Origin of the sequence: Pontibacter sp. H249 (assembly GCF_037892465.1) — a bacterium.
GTDB lineage: Bacteria > Bacteroidota > Bacteroidia > Cytophagales > Hymenobacteraceae > Pontibacter.
Map to the genome: position 1 here is coordinate 1 of NZ_JBBKTR010000025.1, position 21,461 is coordinate 21,461.

Here is a 21,461-nt window from a genome sequence, read left to right on the forward strand (position 1 = left end):
GTGAGCCTTTAAAGTATTCTATAAGCCTTATATAAGACTTTAGTTGTTAATAATTTAGTAAACTTATTATATTGGCTTAAAAAATAGAAAGAGGCTGTTCAAAAAAGGACCGCCTTTTTTTATTCTTCCTTACTACCAATAAGTATAAATGGGATAAAAAAGCCTGTAATCATACCTCCAAGGCTTCTGTCAAAATAGATTTCTGTTACCCATGCACAGGCAAGGCTGAAAATGAACACTACACCCAGCCAATTCCTGTGCTTTAAAGCATGCACAAAAGGAAGTATCAACCATGTAAACACAAACAAAAAGAAGCCAACAACACCTAAGCTGTACAGCACATCAATATAGTTACTATGCACATTCTTATTTGTTTGTATAGCAAATTGAAAATCCTTTTGCTCATACTTTGAGAAGAGCCTGTCTTTTTTATCGCCAAGGCCCACTCCCACTACAGGGTTTTCAGTAAAAATTTCCCAACCACAGCTCCAGGCAGCCAGTCTAAAGTTTGCACCGTTCCACTGGTCTTCCTCCAGTTCCATCCCATAGTGGCTCTCTGCCCCCATATTGCTATACTCATACTTGTTGTAAGTAAGCTCTTTAAACCTGTTCAGCATCTGGGGCTGTACCTTATAAACAATGACACCAGCCATTATTAAGCCTAAACATAGAGTGGCAGTCTCCAGGATCTTCTTGTTTGTTATAAGATAATAGAAACCGAAACTTACCGCTATCATGGCCAGCACTCCGATGTTAATTCTGCTGCCTAAAAAGTATGATATAAGGACCAGGAAAAAACCTCCTGCTATAAGCAGGAGCGGGGAGGAGGTTTTTTTATTAACCACCTTATATCCAATTACAAATAAGGCGAAGTTTACAAGCAGCGAAATGTAAACAGATTGCTGCTCCAGCAAAGAAGTAAAATTATCGTTATAGAAGGCGTCTGTCTGGTTATGGTAAGTGTAATTGTAAAATCCATAGACCAAGCATGCAGCACATATCCCGATTGTTGTTAAAGCAAAACTTGACAATAACTTCTCTTTTAAGGCTGGTCTAATCCTCAACAGCCCTATACTTAACGGGAATGCAAGAAGCGGTATTCTCAATTTTAAGTAGTGAATCCCTTTAGTTAGGTTGTCTGAAAATAGTGCGCTCATTAACAGTAATATAAAAAATACGATAGCCCACTGTATAAACTTTCGTTCTTTCAATAAGGAGAGTTTTTCTTTTATCGTACCAACCGAGAAGCTGTAGATCACTAACACACCAGCAACTGCTAAGTTGATTGCATTGATTTGTGAAAAGAAAAGGGTAATGAAAAAAAGCGTAAATAAAGTAAATAGAATAGTTTCCTGTCTGCTCATAGCTCGTAGATATAAACCTCAAAATTAAAGGTATTTTTTATGATTCGCTATTCATTTTGACTCCTGGATATAGTTATTTCTTATAGGTTTTTCAGATAGCCAAATGCCTTATTAGCAATAAATTAATGAAAAAAAGATTTTCGTAAATATTAAATATTCGATATTGTATATTTGTGTTTTTATATACTTATAATATTTTTATATGAAAATATTTTGCTAATAATATGAATCTAGATTTGAATATCTACTGTATATGGTACTATTTAAATAGTACTGCTTATGGGGTTCTTATTTTCAAAATATTACTTTTTCGTTTTGTTGTTTATAGGCTTTGCTGCCAGATCTCAGCATAGTGATACCATTCAATATGACAGATTTAAGTATGATATTGAGTTTGTTAATAAAGACAAAGACTTAAAGTTATGGAATGAGGCACCACCCGTAATCTTACCTCAGCACAAAGGGTCTCTGTATATTTCGACCACGTTCTTCTCAACTGTTTGGAATCACCAACAGAACTTAGCCATACCTGCTAATGATAAGATAAAAATAAGCAAGAGAGAAAAATCACCCAGGTTTTACGCCACATCCTCATCGCACTGGTGGCAGCGATTTTATGATCCTGCATTTCTTTCAAGTTCAAAGCATGTATACCAGGATGCCTGGCAAAAACATTACTGGAGGCGTAACTACAATGGTATTTTCTCTGCACACATCATCAAGGCGCAAAATGGCAAAAATATTGTATTTGCCTTAAGCCACGGAGAGAATAAAAATGAAAGGATTGGCGACTTTCTATATCAGAATACAGTAAGACCAACTTTTAAAATAGACATCAGTGATCCAAATACATATTCTGGAGGTACACCTTATAAAGATTGTTGGGAGGCCTACTTTGGGTTCTTGAATGGAAACTGGGCAAGCCTGGAGAAAGATTTAAGTATTACGGCACAATATTTTAATGATATAGGACCAGTTGCCTGGCCATCGGCAGGTTATGTTTCCGTTGATGGTGAACAATTATCTCAGGGGCTAAGGCATCCTTCTTCCATCATTCATGATGGTTACATCTATATTTTCGTGGTTGATGCTTCTATGGACGGCACAGGAGGAGTTAAGTTAATTCGTGTTAAACTTGAGGATGCTACATTGCCGCAGCGTTACCAGACATGGTCTGGTAACAATTGGATTGGAGCCCTGCCAGAAGGTTACTCAAAAACTAAAACTAAAAATTACTTTGCCGTTCGTGGTCCTGCAAATGCACCTATCATCCCTAACGACAAAAGTATAATTCGATTTACAGTAGCTAAGTTTAAGCAAACTGATAATGAATTCATTGCAGTAGAGGAATCTATTAATCAGGACAACACGATCGAAGTAGCATTTAGGTATTCCAATAACCTTATAAATTGGTCTGAACGAAAAGTAGTGTATACCGATTTAAATTGGAGCAGTTCTGTATTACGGTACCCTGTATTTTTGAATACTGATGGCTTGACAGATGGAAGTATAGATAAAGAAGAATTTTATGTTATTGGTACCCGGGATGATGGTAATGTAACTAAACTACATTTTGTAAAACAGAAAAATAAATTACCAGACACAGAGGATACGAATACTAATCCTGATGCTAGTAGCCAGAACTCGAGAATAACTAAAACTTTAGCTACTTCAGGAAATACATCAAATTCCAGCTTTAGCCAAGTAATTGTTTCTCCAGTACCTGCAGTGTCATTTGTTGATGTAGTATTTAATATTAATTCTATTTCGAGGATATATTTTAATCTGTACGCATTAAATGGTGCACCCGTCGGAAGCATTTTGGAAGAAACATTTTTACCACAACAAGCTAAACGAACTATAGATTTTTCTAGTTTAAAACCAGGGGTATATGTTCTGGAGGTGACAGACAATAAGAAATCAGTGTTCAAAAAAATAGTTAAACTTTAAGTACTGAACCACGAGGTGATATTTGCAGTTAATAGTAAAGCTGTGATTATACAGCATAATTAAATGAGATAGATTTAGATAAATACGATTAGTATAAATAGCTCGCTATTTCTTTGAATCACCCAAAAGCATACTTAATTTTATATTTGAAGGGCATCAGCTAATTCCGGATTCCGCTCTTCTTATCTATACATGCACTTACAGATTACATCACTTAACTCGGGCAGCAACGGCAATTGCTATTACGTAGGCAACGAACAGGAAGCCATACTTGTAGATGCCGGAATTTCCTGCCGCGAAACAGAAAGGCGTATGGCGCGACTAGGTCTCTCTATGAGCAAGGTCAAAGCCATTTTTGTATCGCATGAGCACTCTGACCATATTAAAGGTATACCTGTGCTGGCTAAAAAGTACCAGTTGCCGGTTTACATTACACTGCATACGTTGCGCCGTGCCAGGTTCGTAGAGCAGAATTTTCCGGTTGAGGAGTTTCATGCGCAGCAGCCTGTAACAATAGGTAACCTGGAGTTAATTGGTTTTCCGAAGCTGCACGATGCTATTGATCCTTACAGTTTTATCATCTCTTACCAAGGCACTAAGGTTGGGGTATTTACAGACATTGGAGCACCCTGCGAGCAACTAATCCATTACTTTAGCCAATGCCATGCAGCTATACTAGAGGCCAATTATGACGAGGAAATGCTAGCTAATGGGTATTACCCCTATCACCTGAAAAGAAGAATAAGCGGAGGCAAAGGACATTTATCTAACAGGCAGGCACTAAACCTTTTCACAGCTTATAAACCGGATTACATGAGCCATTTGTTACTGGGCCACCTTTCTAAGAACAACAACTGCCCCAAACTGGTAGAGGAACTGTTTGCCGCACATGCTGCAGGTGCCAAAGTAATAGTAGCCTCCCGATACGAAGAAACTCCTGTATACATAATTTCCAGCAGTGACGACGTGAGTATAGAGCCAGCCACACCATTTAAGGTAAAAGCAACTGTAAAAGCAAAGGTGGTTAAAAAAAAGCCAGTGGTTGCTGATAACCAGCTCCAGTTGTTTTAGCACCAACCTTTTATATACAAGAGGCGCCTTTGGTTAATCAAAGGCGCCTCTTGTGTTTTTTAAATTACCTGTTTTCTTTATTTTTCTGATTTACAAGGTCTTTGTCCAGTTTTTTAAGGCTGTTTTTGCCTAGTAGTGCAATGGCGGCAGCGCTGGCAGTGGCTAGGGCAACTCCCGTTATTACCGGATTTATCTTTGCTCTGGTGTAAGCGCTTTTCATTACGTGGCCATCGTAGTTGCCGTAAATCTCACCGTCTTTACCCGGACTGTGCAATGATCCTTCATGATGCTGTGCAGGCTGATTTTTCTTCTGTTGCTTAACCATCATATTTTCTCCAACCCAATCCATCAGTTTAGGAGCATATTTATTTGTAGCACTCATCATTTTACCGCCACCTCCAACAAACAGGTCGCGCTGATGATGTGTGGCCGCATAAAGTATAGCATCGGCTACCTCTTCAGGTTGATAAACAGGAGGGGGTAAGGTAGGCTCTTCGTCCATGTAGTTGCGGGCATGCTGTGTGTAAGGTGTGTTTATACCTGCTGGCTTTATCAACGTTACCGAAATGGGCGCGTCGTCCTCTTCCAGTTCGATACGAAGTGCATCCGTAAATCCTTTAACAGCATGCTTCGTGGCACTATACATACCTTGTATAGGTATAGCCACATCAGAAAGTACACTGCCAAGATTTATGATTGAGCCACCGTTACGGTTTCTTAAATGCTGGGCTGCTGCAAGAGAACCATACACTACTCCCCAAAAATTAGTGTCGAACAGTCGATGATTGTCTTCGTCACTTACTTCTTCTAATCGGCCATAGATAGAAACTCCTGCATTGTTTACCCAAGTGTCAAAACCTCCGAACCTACCGATAGCAGCGTCAGCAACTTTATAAATATCCTCTTTACGGCCTACGTCTGCTACTACATGTATAGCTTCTCCGCCATCCTGTTTTATCTGCTGCTCAATTTTAGCAAGTGCTTCACCGTTTCGGGAAGCTAATACCACTTTTGCCCCCTTTTCGGCTGCTCTTAGCGCGGTTGCAAGTCCAATACCACTTGATGCTCCTGTGATTACAATCACCTGATCGTGTAAAGGTTTAAGTTTATATTTCATAGGTATTCAGTTTGTTATATGTTTAATCGCAAGTTAATGGCTATACCATTCGTATTGATTCTCTTACGGAAGAAAAGCTTTATTAGCTGTTATTCTAAATGCATCTTTAGCCTTTAACCATATATATTACCCTAGCAAAATCTTGTGAGAGTATAGTTTAACCGAGTATATCTGCCACTATACGTTATGCAGCAGTAAAACAAGATAATTGACTAATGTCATCCTTAAACACAGTTTAAATCATAAAACGACTGCTTTAACCTGCCGAGATTTGCATCTATAATTAATCCCTTTTAAAGATGAACACCGTAGAGCAGCAGGAATATCTGATACAGAAGTATAATGTACCGGCACCACGCTACACCAGCTATCCCACCGTGCCTTACTGGGACAAAGAGATACCGGCTGCGGCACAATGGATGGATGTGGTAAAGTATACTTTTGCGGAGTCTAATGCTGCCAAAGGAATCAGCCTTTATATACACCTGCCGTTTTGCGAAGTGCTATGTACGTACTGTGGCTGCAACACGCGCATTACCAAGAACCATAGTGTAGAAGAGGGGTACATACAGGCCATACTCGCTGAGTGGAGTTTATACTTGCAGCAGTTTTCAGAGAAGCCAATTATCCGGGAGCTGCATTTAGGCGGAGGTACGCCAACTTTCTTTAAGCCAGAGAACCTGCGCAAGCTGCTGGAAGGAATTTACGAGGGTTCTATACTTCATCCGGAGAAAGAATTCAGCTTTGAGGGACATCCGAACAATACGACTACAGCGCACCTGGAAACGCTTTATGACTTAGGCTTTAGAAGAGTAAGTTTTGGCATTCAGGATTTTGACCCTAAAGTGCAGATCACTATTAACCGTATCCAGCCTTTTGAGAATGTAAGGTACGTTACCGAGGAAGCACGCAGAATTGGTTACGACTCAGTTAATTTTGATTTGATCTACGGCCTGCCATATCAAACGCTTCAAAGCGTAAGCGAAACAATAGACAAGGTGGCCGAACTGATGCCTGACCGGATTGCCTTTTACTCATATGCGCACGTGCCATGGGTAAAACCGGGCCAGCGAAGCTACTCTGACAAAGACCTGCCTGATAACGCAGAGAAGCGCGCACTTTATGAACTGGGGCTGGAGAAATTTAAAGCTTTAGGTTACACTGATATCGGCATGGACCATTTTGCCTTGCCTGAAGACGCCCTGTATAAAGCCTGGGAACAGAAAGATTTGCACCGGAATTTTATGGGTTATACTACCTTCCAGATTGATCTGTTAATTGGCTTGGGTACTTCCTCCATCAGTGATGCCAAGTATGCCTACATGCAGAACCTCAAGAAAGTAGAGACTTATAAAGAAGCAGTGCTTAACGGTGAACTGGCTATACTTAAAGGCCATTTTTTAACCCAGGAAGACCTAAGGCTGAAGGAGGCTATACTTAACATTGCCTGCAGGGGTGAGCTTTACCTGGATTTAGGCCTCTTAAGTATGCTGAATGATGAGTCCATTGATCATCTGAAAGAGATGCATAGAGAAGGCATTATTGAACTGGAAAGCAACAAGCTTACGGTTACTAGTATCGGCAAAGCCTTTACCCGGAACATCTGCATGGTTTTCGACCTGAAGCTAAGACAAGCAGTACCAGCAGAGCAGCAGATATTCAGCAAAGCTATTTAAGACAACACAGTTAGACATAGTGTTTTGATAAGAGATGCCCCGGCACTGTGAAGTGCTGGGGTGTTTTGTTTTTGCTAAGTATGTAATCTGCAGAAGGTGTCCAACCACCCCTGCCCCTCCTTATCCAAGGAGGGGAGCATTTACTTACTTTTTCTTATGTTATCACAATTATAACAGACTTCTATAATTTATAATCCTGTCAGGATCTTAGTGGAAGGGAGGTTAAGCAGAAGCTAGAGAGTTTGTACGCTTACAAAAGTAATAACAGAATTCCCCTCCTTGAATAAGGAGGGGCAGGGGTGGTTGGACCCGGGACTGAACGAAATCAATAAAATCTCCTTAATCACCAGTTTTTTCTGATTTAAACAAACCGCCTATAAACAGGAAAAGCAGGCCACAAAGTAGCCTGCTTTTAAAACGGCCTGGGAGGCCGAATGTATACCATATACTAAACTAAACTCAAATAAAATGCTGCTTTATACTTTCAGGCCAACCAGCGCTAGGGCAGATTTATACTTTCAAATCTTAAGTAAAACGCCTGTAAATCTTTTAATACAACACTACAAAAGTATACGATTGTCAGGCAGGAGCCATTGACATAAATCAACCCCATAACTGACACTTATCATCATTTTGGGAGGTGCGGCTAAGTACTTTTGTATCAGACTAAAAAGACAATTGAGATGGAAGCCGCACTCCAAACCAATGTTCAGACTTGCTACCATTGCGGGGATACCTGCGTGGATGAAGTGATCGTAGCACACGACAAAGCTTTTTGCTGCGCCGGGTGCAAAACCGTTTACGAACTACTCGAGGAAAACAACCTCTGCACTTATTATAACCTGGAGCAGAATCCGGGCATATCAGGTAAAGCGCAGGCTTCTGATGCTCGTTTTGCTTACCTGGATGATGCCGGAGTAGAAGCCCAACTTGTTAACTTCAAGAACGACGATATCTGCAAGCTAACGTTCTACGTTCCGCAGATGCATTGCAGCTCCTGTATCTGGCTGCTCGAGAACCTGTTCAAACTGAATTCGGGTATCTCGGAGTCTACGGTAAACTTCCTGCGCAAAGAGATCTCGTTAACATACTTCCATCAAAAAACCACCCTGCGCGAAGTGGTAACGTTACTGGCCCGATTAGGCTACGAACCTGAAATTACACTGGCCGATACCGATGGTAAAAAGGTTAAAAAGCAGAGCCATACCATTATCTATAAATTGGGTATTGCAGGCTTTTGTTTTGGTAACGTTATGTTGCTGGCCTTCCCGGATTACCTGGCGGTTGCTGATGATCTGCAGCGTACCTTCGGCTCTTTCTTTGGCTACCTCAGCCTTATACTTTCTATTCCGGTGCTGTTCTATAGTGCCAGAGGGTTTTATACTTCGGCATGGGAAGGACTGAAGCAGCGATTTGTGAATATTGACTTTCCGATTGCGCTTGGTCTTACTGCTCTTTTCTTTGTGAGTTTGTATGAGGTCATAACAGGTACTGGTCCTGGTTACTACGACTCATTTACCGGCTTGGTATTCTTCATGCTGATCGGTAAATATTTCCAGCAGAGGACCTACGACACCCTTTCTTTTGACAGAGATTATACTTCCTACTTTCCGGTGTCGGTTACGGTGCTGAAAGACGAGGAGGAAACTTCTACGGCTGTCAGAAACCTGAAGATCGGTGACAGGATACGCATCCGTAACCAGGAATTGGTGCCAGCCGATGCCATACTTTTAAGAGGCCAGGCCATGATCGACTACAGTTTTGTCACCGGTGAGTCTGAGCCAGAGGAAAAAGTAGCCGGTGAGATCATCTATGCCGGAGGTCGGCAGGTAGGAGAAAGTATAGAAGTAGAGGTGGTAAAAGAAGTATCGCAGGGCTACCTGACGCAGCTCTGGAACGACAGCGCCTTCTCTAAAGAAGAGAAGCACTCTTCTGTTGCAACCTATGCGAACAAAGCCGGTCAATGGTTTGTGATCGTCACCGTGATTGTAGCTATCGGAACCCTGTGGTACTGGGTGCCGCGGGACACGGATATGGCCATGCGTGCCTTTACTTCTGTACTGATCATCGCCTGCCCGTGCGCCCTTTCGCTAGCTACGCCTTTTGTGCACGGCCATACCATGCGTGTGTTCGGCAGGAATAAATTCTACCTTAAAAATACCTCTGTAGTAGAGAGTCTTGCTAAGATAGATACTGTAGTGTTTGATAAAACCGGTACACTTACCGAGCCTAGTGCAGCCGAGGTTACTTATACTGGCAAAGCCTTAGCAGCCGAGCAGGAGCGAAGTATACTTTCTGTGCTGCGCCACTCTACGCACCCGCTAAGCCAGCGCATCAGCGAAAACCTGAAAGAGACACCTTTAAATGTAGAAAATTTCCAGGAGTTTGCCGGCAAAGGCTTGAGCGGAGAAGTTAACGGGCACCTGATTAGAGTAGGTTCTGCCGCCTATTTAGGTGTACCTTCCGACAAAGCCACTGATACACTTAAAACTACTGTTTATGTGTCCTGGGATGGAATGTTACTGGGATATTATACTTTCTACAACGTGTACCGGGATGGCCTGAAAAGTATATTACATGACCTAGGAGACAAAAAAGTAGCCATGCTTTCAGGCGACAATAACCACGAAGAGGCAAGGCTGCGCGAACTGCTAGGGCCGGAGGCAGAACTGGTATTTAACCAGTCGCCGGTACAGAAGCTGGAAAGTATACAGGCATTTCAGGCAATGCATCGTAAGGTGCTGATGGTAGGTGACGGACTGAATGATGCAGGTGCACTAAAGCAAAGCGATGCAGGTATTGCACTAACGAATAGTGTTACCAATTTTTCTCCGTCTTGCGACGCTATACTTGACGCAACAGCCTTTGATAAGCTGAGCAAGTTCCTGGCTTTCTCTAAAAAGACCATGAGCCTTATACTTGCCACCTTTGCAGTATCGCTGGTTTACAACGCAATAGGTTTAACGCTGGCCGTACAGGGGCTCTTCTCTCCAATTTTCTCTGCTATACTTATGCCGATCAGTTCGCTCAGTGTAATCGTATTTGCTACGCTTTCTGTGAAGTTCGCTGCAAAAAGAGCAGGGCTTTGATCTAATTACTAATTCATAATTAAATAAAATGTACATCATCTTTTTAATGATAGCCATAAGCGTAACGGTAGCGGCAGCTTTCCTGGGAGCTTTCCTGTGGGCTGTTCGCTCCGGCCAGTACGACGACGACTACACGCCATCCGTGCGTATGCTGTTCGATAATGAAACAGCGCCAACTAGTAAAGGTAAGGATGCCAATAAGCCGCAGGGGGCTTAAGTTTATACTTTAGTTGCAGTTCCGGGTCTGAATACCTTTACTTAACCAAAGAGGTGTATTTATACCTACTTTTTCAATTCTCATCACTATAGTTCTATCCTTTCCTTTTGTCATCCTGTAAGGATCCTGGTAGAAGGGAGGTTAAGCAATGGCTATGAAAAGGGGGCCTCTCTTGAATGAAACTTGTCTGCCTTCTGCCAGCTTTTCGCCTGGCCGGCTGGGCCCTACTTTTTGTCTTGACACAAAAAGTAGGCAAAAAAGTCAAGACGCTCCAAACTCGCTGAACGCTCAAACAGTGGACCGTCATTAGTGCACCTGGCCAAAGCTGTTGCTTCAATGTTAGGTATATAACCCACCCCTTGCCCCTCCGAGGAGGGGAATTGCCGCTACTGCTTAAGCTGAGGTATAAATTTCATTGCTGATGGCATTCCTCGGACAGGTCGCAACCTGTCCCTACACATCAGAATTTATACTTGATTGCCAGTTACGACAGCCGCTGACTAAGAAGTGTCCTTTCCAGTCCTTGGGTTGAGCGCCTTCTATTGTTGCGGTGCCGAACGAAGTGAGGCAGCCCGCAGCGGAGCGAGGAGCAGCTTCAATAGACAGCGCGATGCCCAAGGACGAGGCCTTGCGGCCGTGAGCACACCAAAGCCAGATATGAAACAAGACGCAAGTAAGACTGAGGAAGAAAGTCAGCTAGAAAGAATAGCAGATTGTATAGGCAAGTAAGACTGAGGATGAAAGCCAGCTCGATAAAATAGCGGAAAATCATTAGCCAAAGTAGCAGCTAAAGAAACACGCTTAAACCTTATTCACAGCTATCTACTCCCACTGCTGATATCAATCAACCCCGATACTGACATTCATCATCTTTTCGGAACCTATACTTCCCGAATTTTGAACCGTCGATAAATGCTTTCATCGACCTCCTTTACAGGAAAACATCAAAACAAATAAACACTTAAACAAAACGGAGGACACCGCACATGTCAACTAATGTAGCTGAAGTCTTAGAGAATGCGCCCGACCGGGTTATACCGAAAGGTACCGACAGAGGCGTGACCGACACGTTCTTTTATGACAATAAGATCGTTCGGGATTTTGGTATAGCCACCGTGTTCTGGGGCATTGCCGGTATGCTGATAGGCGTGATCATCGCCTTCCAGCTGGCAAACCCTGATGTGAACATGGGCAACCAGTACACCACGTTTGGCCGTGTAAGGCCGCTGCACACCAATGCAGTAATTTTTGCCTTTGTGGGTAACGCCATCTTTATGGGTGTTTACTACTCGTTGCAGCGCCTTTGCAAAACACGCATGTACTCAGACCTGCTCAGCAAGATCAACTTTTGGGGATGGCAATTAATCATCGTTTCGGCGGTTATCACGCTTCCGTTAGGTATCACAACATCAAAAGAATACGCTGAGCTGGAGTGGCCAATCGATATCGCCATTACTTTGATCTGGGTAGTATTCGGTTGGAACATGTTTGGTACGATTGCCAAGCGCCGTGAGAAGCATATGTATGTTGCCATCTGGTTCTACATTGCCACGTTCTTAACGGTTGCTGTACTGCACATTGTAAACTCTTACGAGATGCCGGTTAACTTCCTTAAAAGCTACTCTGGTTATGCAGGTGTGCAGGATGCGCTGGTACAGTGGTGGTATGGCCACAATGCGGTTGCGTTCTTCTTAACAACACCGTTCCTGGGCCTAATGTACTACTTCCTGCCTAAGGCTGCGAATCGTCCGGTTTACTCCTACAGATTGTCAATCATTCACTTCTGGTCGCTGATCTTTATCTACATTTGGGCTGGCCCGCACCACTTACTTTATACTTCATTACCTGACTGGGCACAGTCGCTGGGTGTAGTATTCTCTGTCATGCTGATTGCTCCAAGCTGGGGTGGTATGATCAACGGTCTATTAACACTGCGTGGTGCCTGGGATAAGGTGCGCGAAGAGCCGGTGCTTAAGTTCATGGTAGTGGCAATTACCGCTTACGGTATGGCTACATTCGAAGGCCCGATGCTGTCGCTTAAAAACGTAAACGCCATTGCGCACTTCACTGACTGGATCGTAGCACACGTGCACGTAGGTGCCTTGGGCTGGAATGGCTTCCTGACATTTGCCATGCTGTACTGGTTGTTCCCACGCATCTATAAAACGGAGCTTTTCTCTAAAAAGCTTGCCAATACGCACTTCTGGTTAGGTACGCTGGGTATACTTTTCTATGCGATCCCGATGTACTGGGCCGGTTTCACTCAAGGTTTAATGTGGAAACAATTTACAGTAGAAGGTACACTACAATATTCTAACTTCCTGGAGACTGTGTTGCAGATCGTGCCGATGTATTACCTGCGTGGTATCGGTGGTGTGCTATACTTGAGCGGTGTATTCCTGATGGTGTACAACCTGTACAAAACTGCCAAGTCTGGTAGCCTGGTTGCCAACGAGAGAACCGAAGCACCTGTGATTGTTCCTTCAGCACCTGCAAATGCTGGTCACTGGCACAGCTGGATCGAGAAACGCCCTACGCAAATGGCCATTTTCGCAACTGTTGCGATTTTGATCGGTGGTTTAATAGAGTTCATCCCTGCCTTCGTGATCAAGTCTAACGTGCCTACTATTGCCAGCGTGAAACCTTATACTTCGCTGGAGCTACAAGGCCGTGACCTGTACATTAAAGAAGGTTGCGTTAACTGTCACACACAAATGGTTCGTCCGTTCAGATCGGAGACAGAGCGTTACGGCGAGTATTCTAAAGCAGGTGAGTTCGTGTACGACCACAACTTCCTGTGGGGTTCTAAGCGTACCGGTCCGGATCTTCACAGAGTGGGAGGTAAGTATCCGCATAGCTGGCACTACCACCACATGATGGACCCAACTTCTATGTCGCCGGGCTCTATTATGCCAGCTTATCCATGGTTGTTTGAGCAGGAAGTAGACCTGAGCACGACACAGGATAAACTGAAAGTGCTGAAAAAGCTAGGTGTGCCTTACGAGGATGAGTACATCGCCAATGCCAACGAAGAGCTAATGAAGCAGGCAAACAGCATCGCAGCTGATCTGAAGAAAGAAGGCATCGAGGTGAAGGCAGAGTCTGAGATCGTGGCTATGATTGCCTACCTGCAGCGCCTGGGTACAGATATAAAAGTGAAAGCAGAGGAAGTAGAGTAGTGAACCTGACAAAGGACAAGATGACAAAAGACAAAGGAGGTATTACCCCAGTCTTTTGTCCTTTGTCCCAAAGTCGCAAAGTCTAAGAAAATGTATAAAAATGTTTTGCAAGCCATAGACGGCATCGAAATATATCCACTGATCTCATTCACCATCTTCTTTGTGTTCTTTCTGGGGTTGATCGTGTATGTGATACTGATGGATAAAAAGTATGTGAAGGCAATGAGTGCCATCGCATGCGAAAACGAAACCGAAGACACCACTTTTGAAGGTTTAAAACAATGATCTCTCTAAAGAAAGTATTAGGTAAAAGCAGCCTGGCCCTGGTAGCTGGTCTGCTACTGGCAGGTACGCCAGCAGTGCAGGCGCAGGATGCCGTTGCCGGTAAAGCCGTATTTGAAGGTAACTGTACTGTTTGCCACAGCATGGATGCCGATATAGTTGGCCCTGCTTTAAAAGACGTGCACAAGCGCCGCGGTGATGAGTGGTTGGCGAAGTTCATTAAAAACTCTCAGGAACTGGTTCAGGCTGGTGATAAAGATGCCGTTGCAGTATTTGAGAAGTTTAACAAAATGCCGATGCCTGCCTTCAGCAGCTCACTTTCTGATGATGATGTGGCGAATGTAATTGCCTACATTAAAGCGGAAAGCGAGAAGCCTGCCGAGGTGGTAGTAGTTCCGGAAACAACAACTGCAGACCCTGATGCAATTGTACAGGCAGAGCCGGCTGAAGTCGCTTTTATGGATTTACCTCCAGTGTTGCTGTTCACCTTTGCCCTGGCTGCAGTTATTATCCTGCTGACCATTATGGTATTGGTCATGCTGTTCCGCCTGTTTGTGCCAATGCTCGGCGACTCTATTTACGATGAGGATTTCCGAAGCTCACTGGCTGGTCGTGTGCTGTTTTTAATGCGCGGTGATGCTACACTGGTAACTGGCGAGGCAAAAGACCACATCCACTCCGACCACGACTTTGACGGTATTCAGGAGTACGATAACGACCTGCCACCGTGGTGGAAAGCCATGTTCTATGTTACCATCGTGTTTGGAATTGGCTATATGCTGCACTACCATGTGTTCAGAACGGGCGCTTTACAGGATGAAGAATATGCCATGGAGATGGAGCAGGCTGCCATACTTGCAGCCAGAAATGCCGACGACCCGAATGCGGTAACTAACTACCAAGTAATGACGGATGCTGCTGCCATTGAATCTGGCAAGGCGCTTTACAACACAAACTGTGCTGCCTGCCACGGTACTGAAGGCCAGGGTACCGTTGGACCTAACTTAACAGACGAATACTGGCTGCACGGTGGCAATGTTAATGACATCTTTAAAACTGTAAAGTATGGCGTACCGGCTAAAGGCATGGTGCCTTGGCAGGGTAAGCTTACCAAAGACCAGATACTGGAAGTATCCAGCTACATCTTAAGCATACAGGGCTCTAACCCAGCCAATGCAAAAGAGCCGCAAGGCGAGAAAATGTAACCACCTTTTTATAAAGTGTTTTGAAAGCTGCAGGTGCTTATAAGTGCCTGCAGCTTTTTTGCTTTTATACTTTTATGTGATGTGTGAGGCGCACTCTCAAGCCGCTGCTGACTACAATCACCACGGATAGTGACATTGGTCATCTTTTGCTATGGGCATAATGCTGAATTTTGTGAAGGCAGAATTCTGCTGATCAAGTACAGTTATTCATAATTATAACAGGCAGGATTAATATCCGCACAAATTAAACTGCCATGGCAAGCAAAATACAAACGGCTCCTGATGAGTTCCGTGACCACATCTCTACAGTAGATGAACAGGGTAAACGCTTATGGGTATACCCTAAAAAGCCGAAAGGCAAATTATACGATTACCGCAAATATGTAAGCTATCTGTTGTTGGCTTTACTCTTTGCCGGACCCTTCATCAAGATAAACGGCTTACCGCTGCTCATGCTTAATGTAGTAGAGCGTAAGTTCGTGATCTTCGGCGTGCTGTTCTGGCCGCAGGACTTCTTTATAATGGTAGTGGCATTCCTGACGATGGTCGTGTTCATCATCCTTTTTACGGTGGTGTACGGGCGTATTTTCTGTGGGTGGATCTGTCCGCAGACGATCTTTATGGAGATGGTTTTCCGCCGCATAGAGTATGCCATTGAAGGTGATTATACTAAGCAGCGCGCTTTGGATAAAATGCCCTGGAACGCTGAAAAGATAGGGAAGAAGAGCGCTAAGATCACTATTTTCCTGCTGATCTCCTTCCTGATCTCTAACCTGTTTCTGGCTTACATCATCGGCATAGACGAACTACAGAAGATAATCACAGATGGCCCGCTGGAGCATAAAGCTGGTTTTGGTGCGCTGCTGCTTTTTACAGGTGTTTTCTTCTGGGTTTTTGCCTGGTTCCGTGAGCAGGTTTGCACCATTGTGTGCCCTTATGGCCGCTTACAAGGTGTAATGCAGGATAAGAAAACAGTAGTTGTTGCTTACGACTATGGTCGTGGCGAACCGCGTGGCAAACTGCGAAAAAACCAGGAACGCACCGAAGGCGACTGCATCGACTGTCACCAGTGCGTACAGGTTTGCCCAACCGGAATCGACATCCGCAACGGAGCGCAGCAGCTGGAGTGTATTAACTGCACAGCCTGCATCGATGTCTGCAACGACATTATGCGCATGATCGAAAAGCCTGAAGGCTTGATCCGTTACGAGTCTGAGGAGGCGCTTGAGACAGGTAAGAAATGGACTTTCTTTACGCCGCGTGTAATGGGTTATACTGCCGTGCTGGCAATACTTTTAACAGCGCTCACCACACTACTCTTAACCCGCGACGATGCTGAAGCAACTATACTTCGCACACCGGGCCAGCTGTACCAGAAAACAGAGCAGGGGCACATCAAAAATCTCTACAACATCTCTGTGATCAACAAAACAAACCACGAGATGCCGCTTACCCTAAAGCTGATTGATAAGAAAGGTACTATAAAAGTGATTGGTAACGAGCTTATACTTCCGGCGCAGGGCATCGCAGAGGGTGTGTTCTTTACCGAGATAGCCAAAGCAGACCTGACCGGCATGAACTCCGAAATTGAGATAGGAGTGTACCACGGCGATGAACTGATCACTACTACTGACACTAAGTTCTTAGGCCCGGCAAACTAAAAAATAATGCCATCTCGACGATAGGAGAGATCTTTTTAAAATTCTATAGAGATTTCTCGCTCTGCTCGAAACGACAAGTAAAGTATAAAAAGCAATCATTATGAAAACCGCACAAAATAATAAAAGCTTTACCCTTTGGCCTTACGCCATTGTAGTTTGTATGGTCTTGTTTATGGCCTACATCGCCATGTTCGTTTACAAAGCGATGAAGCTGGATGTTGACCTGGTGAGCAAAGACTACTACCAGCAGGAGATTCAGTATCAAGACCGCATTGAAAGTGTAAAACGCACACAGGCTTTGGGTGATGTGATGCTGGACTACAGTGCAGAAAATAAGTCTATACTGCTACAAATGCCTGCCACTTACAAGGATAAAAACCTGAGTGGCACTATTACGTTTTTCCGCCCGTCGGATGATAAAATGGACAAGGAGATTCCGTTACAGCTGGGCCGGGACCATAGCCAGCTGGTAGAGACAAGTGATCTGGGAAGTGGCCTTTGGAAAGTGCGTGTGAACTTCACGGACGGTGAGGATACATATTACACAGAGAAAACGATACAGGTAAAATAGCCATGATCTGGGCTGGTTTTATTTTTGGATTAGTAGGTAGCTTTCATTGTGTCGGGATGTGCGGCCCTATCGCAATGTCACTACCCTTTGTCGGGAGTACCGGCTGGCGTTACTATGCCGGCCGGCTCCTGTACAATAGCGGCAGAATTGTAACCTACGCCTCATTGGGTGCATTAGCAGGTGCCTTCGGCGAATCGCTGCAGATGGCTGGCTTACAGCAAACGGTGTCTATACTTTCTGGTATACTCATACTGCTGCTACTGGTACTGCCGGCCATGCTTAAAGGCAAGTCGGCAGGTATACCTGGTACAGATAAGCTAATGACCTGGGTGAGGAAAAAGCTGGTATACTACTTTCAGCAAAACTCACTTGGCTCGCTGTTTATGGTGGGCCTGCTAAACGGCCTTTTGCCTTGCGGCTTTGTGTACATTGCCCTGGCTGGTGCCATTAGTGCACCAAGTGTGAGTGGTGCCATGCTTTATATGGCGCTGTTTGGCCTGGGCACATTTCCGCTGATGTTCCTGGTGTCCTTGTCCGGTAAACTGATAAGCCTGAAAATGCGCAGTATGTTTAACAGGGCAGTACCTTATGTGGGCATGACACTGGCCATACTTTTTATAGTACGCGGCCTTGGTTTAGGCATACCTTACCTGAGCCCGAAAGTGGTGGAAACAACTGCCCATAAAACAGAAATGAGCTGCTGCACAAAACCAGAGGTTGCAAAAGCAGAATAAAGTATAAAACCTGATACGAGACCTATAACCTATACTTCACCATTACTAAACCATGTGTAAGAATAAGAATATCAAACGTGTGCTGGTGCCTGTGCAGTTAGACAAAGCAAGCAAGAAGCTGCTGCGTTATGCCTGGCACCTTGCCGACAAACTGGGCGCAGAGCTGTTGCTGCTGTATACCAGCCAGACCAAAGACCTTACCTTTACGCAGCAGAGCCGCAACATCCACCAGTTAAGAACTTTTGGAGAGCGCATTCTAAGCGAGGAGCAGAAGCCAAGTGCAAAGCAGGTGCCATACGAGTGTGTCGTGCGCCCTGGCTACCTGCGTGATTGCATCGCCAGCATTGTGTTCGACTATAAAGTGGATATGGTGCTGATGGAAACCTGTGTTTTGCATCAGGAAGAAGAGGAGAACGACCCGAACAACGCTGCCGCTATTATGGAGCTTGTAAACTGCCCGGTTATGGTAATGCCCTGCTCTGTTACATACAAAAAACTGGAGAACCTCGTATTTGCCACCGACTTTACCGACCAGGAAGACCATGTACTGAAGCAGATAGTTGACTTTGCAGAACAGGCGGATGCAAAACTAACGCTGGTACAGATCTATTCTAAAGCAGAGCGCAGTCAGCTGAGCACTTATAAAGCTGCCATGCAGGCGCTGCAAGCTAAACTACAAGGGAAAAATGTGAGCTTTAATTTCCTGGAAGAAGAGGATGTGCTGGAAGGGATAAGCGACTATGCCGAGATATCTGCCGCCAGTATGCTTATACTTGCCACCCAGGACAGCTATTTGCTTAAGCGCCTGTTCAGCAGCAACTATATTAAAACGATGGCTTACCATACACGCTTCCCTATACTTACCTTCAGGCAGCTAAAGAAAAAGCCATGCTCAGGGCAATGCACCAACTGCCAGAGCAAAAAAACTGAACAGCAAAGTATAGCCGGAGCGTCGTTAACGATAGTAAATTAACACTTGTAGAGATGAACCCACCCCTAACCCCTCCGAGGAGGGGTTAGGGGTGGGTTAAATGCAGCTCGAGTTCTATACTTTTGAAGCTGAGGCTCTACAGGAGCCAGGTATACTTTGTGATTTAAATTGCCTCTAGCAAAGGAGCAGGGGAGCAGCCCAGGGAGTTTAACTGCGTAGAAAGTTGTCTCTTAAAGTTATCAGTATCCAGCGTGAAAGCTGTAGCAGCTGTAATGACAGGCAGGTTGTGATAGTTGTAAAGTATAATGTCCTTGCTTTGCAGCGAGTGATCACATACTACGGCAATATCAGCTTTCACAAGTTTGGCTACTTCCAAGGCTTCATTTGTTACAGAGGCGGGCTTCATGAGGCGGGTAATGGAAACACCTGTTTTCTGGTGTAGTTTACGGGCCAGTTTGTCTAGTTGCTCCTGTACAAAACGCTCACTATTGGTATCTGTTTCGCCTTCGGTTTCTGCTGCCTCAGCCTGGTATACATGAAAAAGTATAAGCCTTGCCCCGGCAGCCTGTGCCAGCTCTGCTGTGCATAGTGCAACCATCCGGGCACACGATGAGAAGTCTATCGAAACAAGTATGTTTTTCATGCTTTATTCCTTTTTTCGCCAATTTCCAACACTACAGAACCGATAAAGAGGCAAATGTACTGGTATAGCAGGGTAATCAATGACGTAAAATTAGCAGAGCCAACAGGGTAATGTGATGACGATTGGCAGCTGCGCAGGTGATATTTGTCATAAAGCAACATTATCTGCCAGTTCTGTAGTAATTTTTTGCCGAAGTAGCTATTTTTAGAAAAACAATTCGATCCTTGGAAGAACCAACAGATAAATACAACCAGAGTCTCGACAACAGCACCAGGCTAAAGGCCATCATCGACACAGCCATCGACGGCATCATCACCATTGATAATAAAGGCATCATAGAAACCGTAAACCCGGCTGCCGCGCGAATCTTCGGTTATGCACCAGAGGAGGTTATCGGTAATAACGTAAAGATGCTGATGCCGGAGCCTGACCACAGCCTGCACGACCAGTACATCGAAAACTACCACCGCACCGGCGAAGGCAAGATAATCGGGATAGGCCGTGAAGTGCTGGGAAAGAAAAAAGACGGTACCGTTTTTCCTTTTCTGCTAAGTATAAGCGAGGTAAACCTGAAAGACAAACAGATCTTCACGGGCATCGTGCACGACATTACAGAGCTTAAAAAAGCCGAAGCTGCCCTGCGCGAAAGCGAAAACAAGATCAATTCTATTATTCAGGGTGCTGTAGACGGAATCATTACGATCAACAAGCGGGGCATCATCGAAATGGTAAACCCTGCAGCAGCAAAGCAGTTTGGCTATAATGCCGAGGAGTTGCTGGGTCAGAGTATAAACATGCTGATGCCGGAGCCGGACAGCAGCCTGCACGACAGTTACATGCACCACTACCACGTTACCGGCGAAAAGCGTATTATAGGTATTGGCAGAGAGGTGACAGGCATGCGGAAGGACGGCACCATTTTTCCGTTTTACTTAAGTATAAGCGAAGTGCAGCTCGGCGATCGCAAAGTATACACCGGCTTTGTGCACGACATCACCAAACAAAAACTGACAGAAGAACGCCTGCGCCGCTATGCCGCTGAGTTGGAGCGAAGCAACCGCGAACTACAGGATTTTGCCTATGTGTCGTCGCATGATTTGCAGGAGCCGCTGCGCAAAATACAGGCCTTCGGCGACAGGCTTCTGACAAAGGAATACGACAACCTGAGTGAGCAAGGTAAGGACTACGTAGACCGTATGCTGAATGCGGCATCTCGTATGCAAAACCTTATAAACGACCTGCTGGGCTTCTCCAGGGTTACTACCAAATCGAAGCCATTTGTGAAGGTGAAACTGGATGATATTCTGACAGAGGTGATCTCAGATCTGGAGGTGACAATAGAACAGACCAACACACAGATCATACGTTCTCCGTTGCCCGAGATAGAAGCCGAGCCTACTCAAATACGGCAGCTGTTCCAGAACCTGCTGAGCAATGCGATTAAGTTTCGCAAAGAAAACGAAAGCCCGATCATAAATATCTATGCAAAAAACCTGCAGCGCCAGGCCCACCTTACCGCCACACCCGGCGACGAGGTAACCGAGATCTACGTGGAGGATAACGGCATTGGCTTTGATGAAAAATACCTTGACCGTATCTTTAATATATTTCAACGCCTGGAAGGGCAGAAGTATGAGGGATCGGGCATTGGTCTGGCTGTTTGCCGTAAAATAGCCATACGCCACGGCGGCGATATTACTGCGCAAAGCCAGCCGGGTATAGGCACGCGCTTTATCATTACACTTGCATTAACACATCCGGAGGAATAACC

The 21,461-nt window shown here is 44.7% G+C and carries 16 protein-coding genes; 13 read left to right on the top strand and 3 right to left on the bottom strand.

The genetic code is table 11. The annotated features are described in order from the left end of the window. Window positions 1-119 precede the first annotated feature (119 nt). Complete coding sequence (locus WG943_RS20550) at window positions 120-986, bottom strand: O-antigen ligase family protein (protein ID WP_340411857.1); 867 nt, start codon at window positions 984-986, stop codon at window positions 120-122. 657 nt (window positions 987-1,643) lie between these two features. Between WG943_RS20550 and WG943_RS20555 the strand changes: the two genes are divergently transcribed. Beyond that, entirely contained in the window at window positions 1,644-3,314 is a 1,671-nt protein-coding gene (locus WG943_RS20555) for a T9SS type A sorting domain-containing protein (protein WP_340411859.1), read from the top strand. Between the two features lie 192 nt (window positions 3,315-3,506). Beyond that, window positions 3,507-4,385, top strand: a complete 879-nt coding sequence (locus tag WG943_RS20560; protein ID WP_340411860.1) for an MBL fold metallo-hydrolase — start codon at window positions 3,507-3,509, stop codon at window positions 4,383-4,385. 64 nt (window positions 4,386-4,449) lie between these two features. On the opposite strand, the gene WG943_RS20565 is transcribed toward WG943_RS20560, so the two are convergent. Beyond that, on the bottom strand, window positions 4,450-5,502 hold the full coding sequence (locus WG943_RS20565) for an SDR family oxidoreductase (RefSeq protein WP_340411861.1): 1,053 nt from the start codon (window positions 5,500-5,502) through the stop codon (window positions 4,450-4,452). A 299-nt stretch (window positions 5,503-5,801) separates the two neighbouring features. Between WG943_RS20565 and hemN the strand changes: the two genes are divergently transcribed. The 10 genes from hemN (at window position 5,802) to WG943_RS20615 (ending at window position 19,089) form a co-directional block, all read left to right on the top strand. Next, on the top strand, window positions 5,802-7,178 hold the full coding sequence (gene hemN / locus WG943_RS20570; protein ID WP_340411862.1) for an oxygen-independent coproporphyrinogen III oxidase: 1,377 nt from the start codon (window positions 5,802-5,804) through the stop codon (window positions 7,176-7,178). 683 nt (window positions 7,179-7,861) lie between these two features. Then, window positions 7,862-10,267 carry a heavy metal translocating P-type ATPase gene (locus WG943_RS20575; protein ID WP_340411863.1) on the top strand — a complete coding sequence of 802 codons (2,406 nt, stop codon included), beginning with the start codon at window positions 7,862-7,864 and terminating at the stop codon, window positions 10,265-10,267. Window positions 10,268-10,295: 28 nt separating this feature from the next. After that, the gene (gene ccoS / locus WG943_RS20580; RefSeq protein ID WP_340411865.1) at window positions 10,296-10,484 is read left to right on the top strand and encodes a cbb3-type cytochrome oxidase assembly protein CcoS; all 189 of its coding nucleotides are present in this window, start codon (window positions 10,296-10,298) and stop codon (window positions 10,482-10,484) included. A gap of 986 nt (window positions 10,485-11,470) precedes the next feature. Next, on the top strand, window positions 11,471-13,663 hold the full coding sequence (gene ccoN, locus WG943_RS20585; RefSeq protein ID WP_340411867.1) for a cytochrome-c oxidase, cbb3-type subunit I: 2,193 nt from the start codon (window positions 11,471-11,473) through the stop codon (window positions 13,661-13,663). A gap of 90 nt (window positions 13,664-13,753) precedes the next feature. Beyond that, a complete protein-coding gene (locus WG943_RS20590; RefSeq protein WP_340411868.1) occupies window positions 13,754-13,948 on the top strand; it encodes a hypothetical protein in 195 nt (64 codons plus the stop codon). After that, window positions 13,945-15,150 carry a c-type cytochrome gene (locus WG943_RS20595; RefSeq protein ID WP_340411869.1) on the top strand — a complete coding sequence of 402 codons (1,206 nt, stop codon included), beginning with the start codon at window positions 13,945-13,947 and terminating at the stop codon, window positions 15,148-15,150. The genes WG943_RS20590 and WG943_RS20595 overlap by 4 nt, the downstream gene beginning before the upstream one ends. Window positions 15,151-15,404: 254 nt before the next feature. After that, window positions 15,405-16,811, top strand: coding sequence for a cytochrome c oxidase accessory protein CcoG (ccoG, locus tag WG943_RS20600; RefSeq protein WP_340411870.1), 1,407 nt, complete (start codon window positions 15,405-15,407; stop codon window positions 16,809-16,811). Between the two features lie 100 nt (window positions 16,812-16,911). Continuing rightward, the gene (locus tag WG943_RS20605; RefSeq protein WP_340411871.1) at window positions 16,912-17,382 is read left to right on the top strand and encodes a FixH family protein; all 471 of its coding nucleotides are present in this window, start codon (window positions 16,912-16,914) and stop codon (window positions 17,380-17,382) included. Between the two features lie 2 nt (window positions 17,383-17,384). After that, the gene (locus tag WG943_RS20610) at window positions 17,385-18,116 is read left to right on the top strand and encodes a sulfite exporter TauE/SafE family protein (RefSeq protein ID WP_340411872.1); all 732 of its coding nucleotides are present in this window, start codon (window positions 17,385-17,387) and stop codon (window positions 18,114-18,116) included. Window positions 18,117-18,168: 52 nt separating this feature from the next. Next, window positions 18,169-19,089: a universal stress protein gene (locus tag WG943_RS20615; protein ID WP_340411873.1), complete on the top strand. Its 921-nt coding sequence runs from the start codon at window positions 18,169-18,171 to the stop codon at window positions 19,087-19,089. Window positions 19,090-19,210: 121 nt separating this feature from the next. Here the strand turns inward: WG943_RS20615 and WG943_RS20620 are convergent, their stop codons facing one another. Next, complete coding sequence (locus WG943_RS20620) at window positions 19,211-19,690, bottom strand: universal stress protein (RefSeq protein WP_340411874.1); 480 nt, start codon at window positions 19,688-19,690, stop codon at window positions 19,211-19,213. Between the two features lie 224 nt (window positions 19,691-19,914). On the opposite strand from WG943_RS20620, the gene WG943_RS20625 reads away from it, so the two are divergent. Continuing rightward, window positions 19,915-21,459 (top strand): PAS domain S-box protein, encoded by a 1,545-nt coding sequence (locus tag WG943_RS20625; protein ID WP_340411876.1) that lies wholly within the window; start codon window positions 19,915-19,917, stop codon window positions 21,457-21,459. The last annotated feature ends 2 nt before the right edge of the window (window positions 21,460-21,461 follow it).

Excerpts from the sequence above, each read along its gene's own strand:
- WG943_RS20555 (WP_340411859.1), top strand. The coding sequence starts at position 1,644 with ATGGGGTTCTTATTTTCAAAATATTACTTTTTCGTTTTGTTGTTTATA.
- WG943_RS20560 (WP_340411860.1), top strand. The coding sequence starts at position 3,507 with ATGCACTTACAGATTACATCACTTAACTCGGGCAGCAACGGCAATTGC.
- WG943_RS20565 (WP_340411861.1), bottom strand. The coding sequence starts at position 5,502 with ATGAAATATAAACTTAAACCTTTACACGATCAGGTGATTGTAATCACA.
- hemN (WP_340411862.1), top strand. The coding sequence starts at position 5,802 with ATGAACACCGTAGAGCAGCAGGAATATCTGATACAGAAGTATAATGTA.
- WG943_RS20575 (WP_340411863.1), top strand. The coding sequence starts at position 7,862 with ATGGAAGCCGCACTCCAAACCAATGTTCAGACTTGCTACCATTGCGGG.
- ccoS (WP_340411865.1), top strand. The coding sequence starts at position 10,296 with ATGTACATCATCTTTTTAATGATAGCCATAAGCGTAACGGTAGCGGCA.
- ccoN (WP_340411867.1), top strand. The coding sequence starts at position 11,471 with ATGTCAACTAATGTAGCTGAAGTCTTAGAGAATGCGCCCGACCGGGTT.
- WG943_RS20590 (WP_340411868.1), top strand. The coding sequence starts at position 13,754 with ATGTATAAAAATGTTTTGCAAGCCATAGACGGCATCGAAATATATCCA.
- WG943_RS20595 (WP_340411869.1), top strand. The coding sequence starts at position 13,945 with ATGATCTCTCTAAAGAAAGTATTAGGTAAAAGCAGCCTGGCCCTGGTA.
- ccoG (WP_340411870.1), top strand. The coding sequence starts at position 15,405 with ATGGCAAGCAAAATACAAACGGCTCCTGATGAGTTCCGTGACCACATC.
- WG943_RS20605 (WP_340411871.1), top strand. The coding sequence starts at position 16,912 with ATGAAAACCGCACAAAATAATAAAAGCTTTACCCTTTGGCCTTACGCC.
- WG943_RS20610 (WP_340411872.1), top strand. The coding sequence starts at position 17,385 with ATGATCTGGGCTGGTTTTATTTTTGGATTAGTAGGTAGCTTTCATTGT.
- WG943_RS20615 (WP_340411873.1), top strand. The coding sequence starts at position 18,169 with ATGTGTAAGAATAAGAATATCAAACGTGTGCTGGTGCCTGTGCAGTTA.
- WG943_RS20620 (WP_340411874.1), bottom strand. The coding sequence starts at position 19,690 with ATGAAAAACATACTTGTTTCGATAGACTTCTCATCGTGTGCCCGGATG.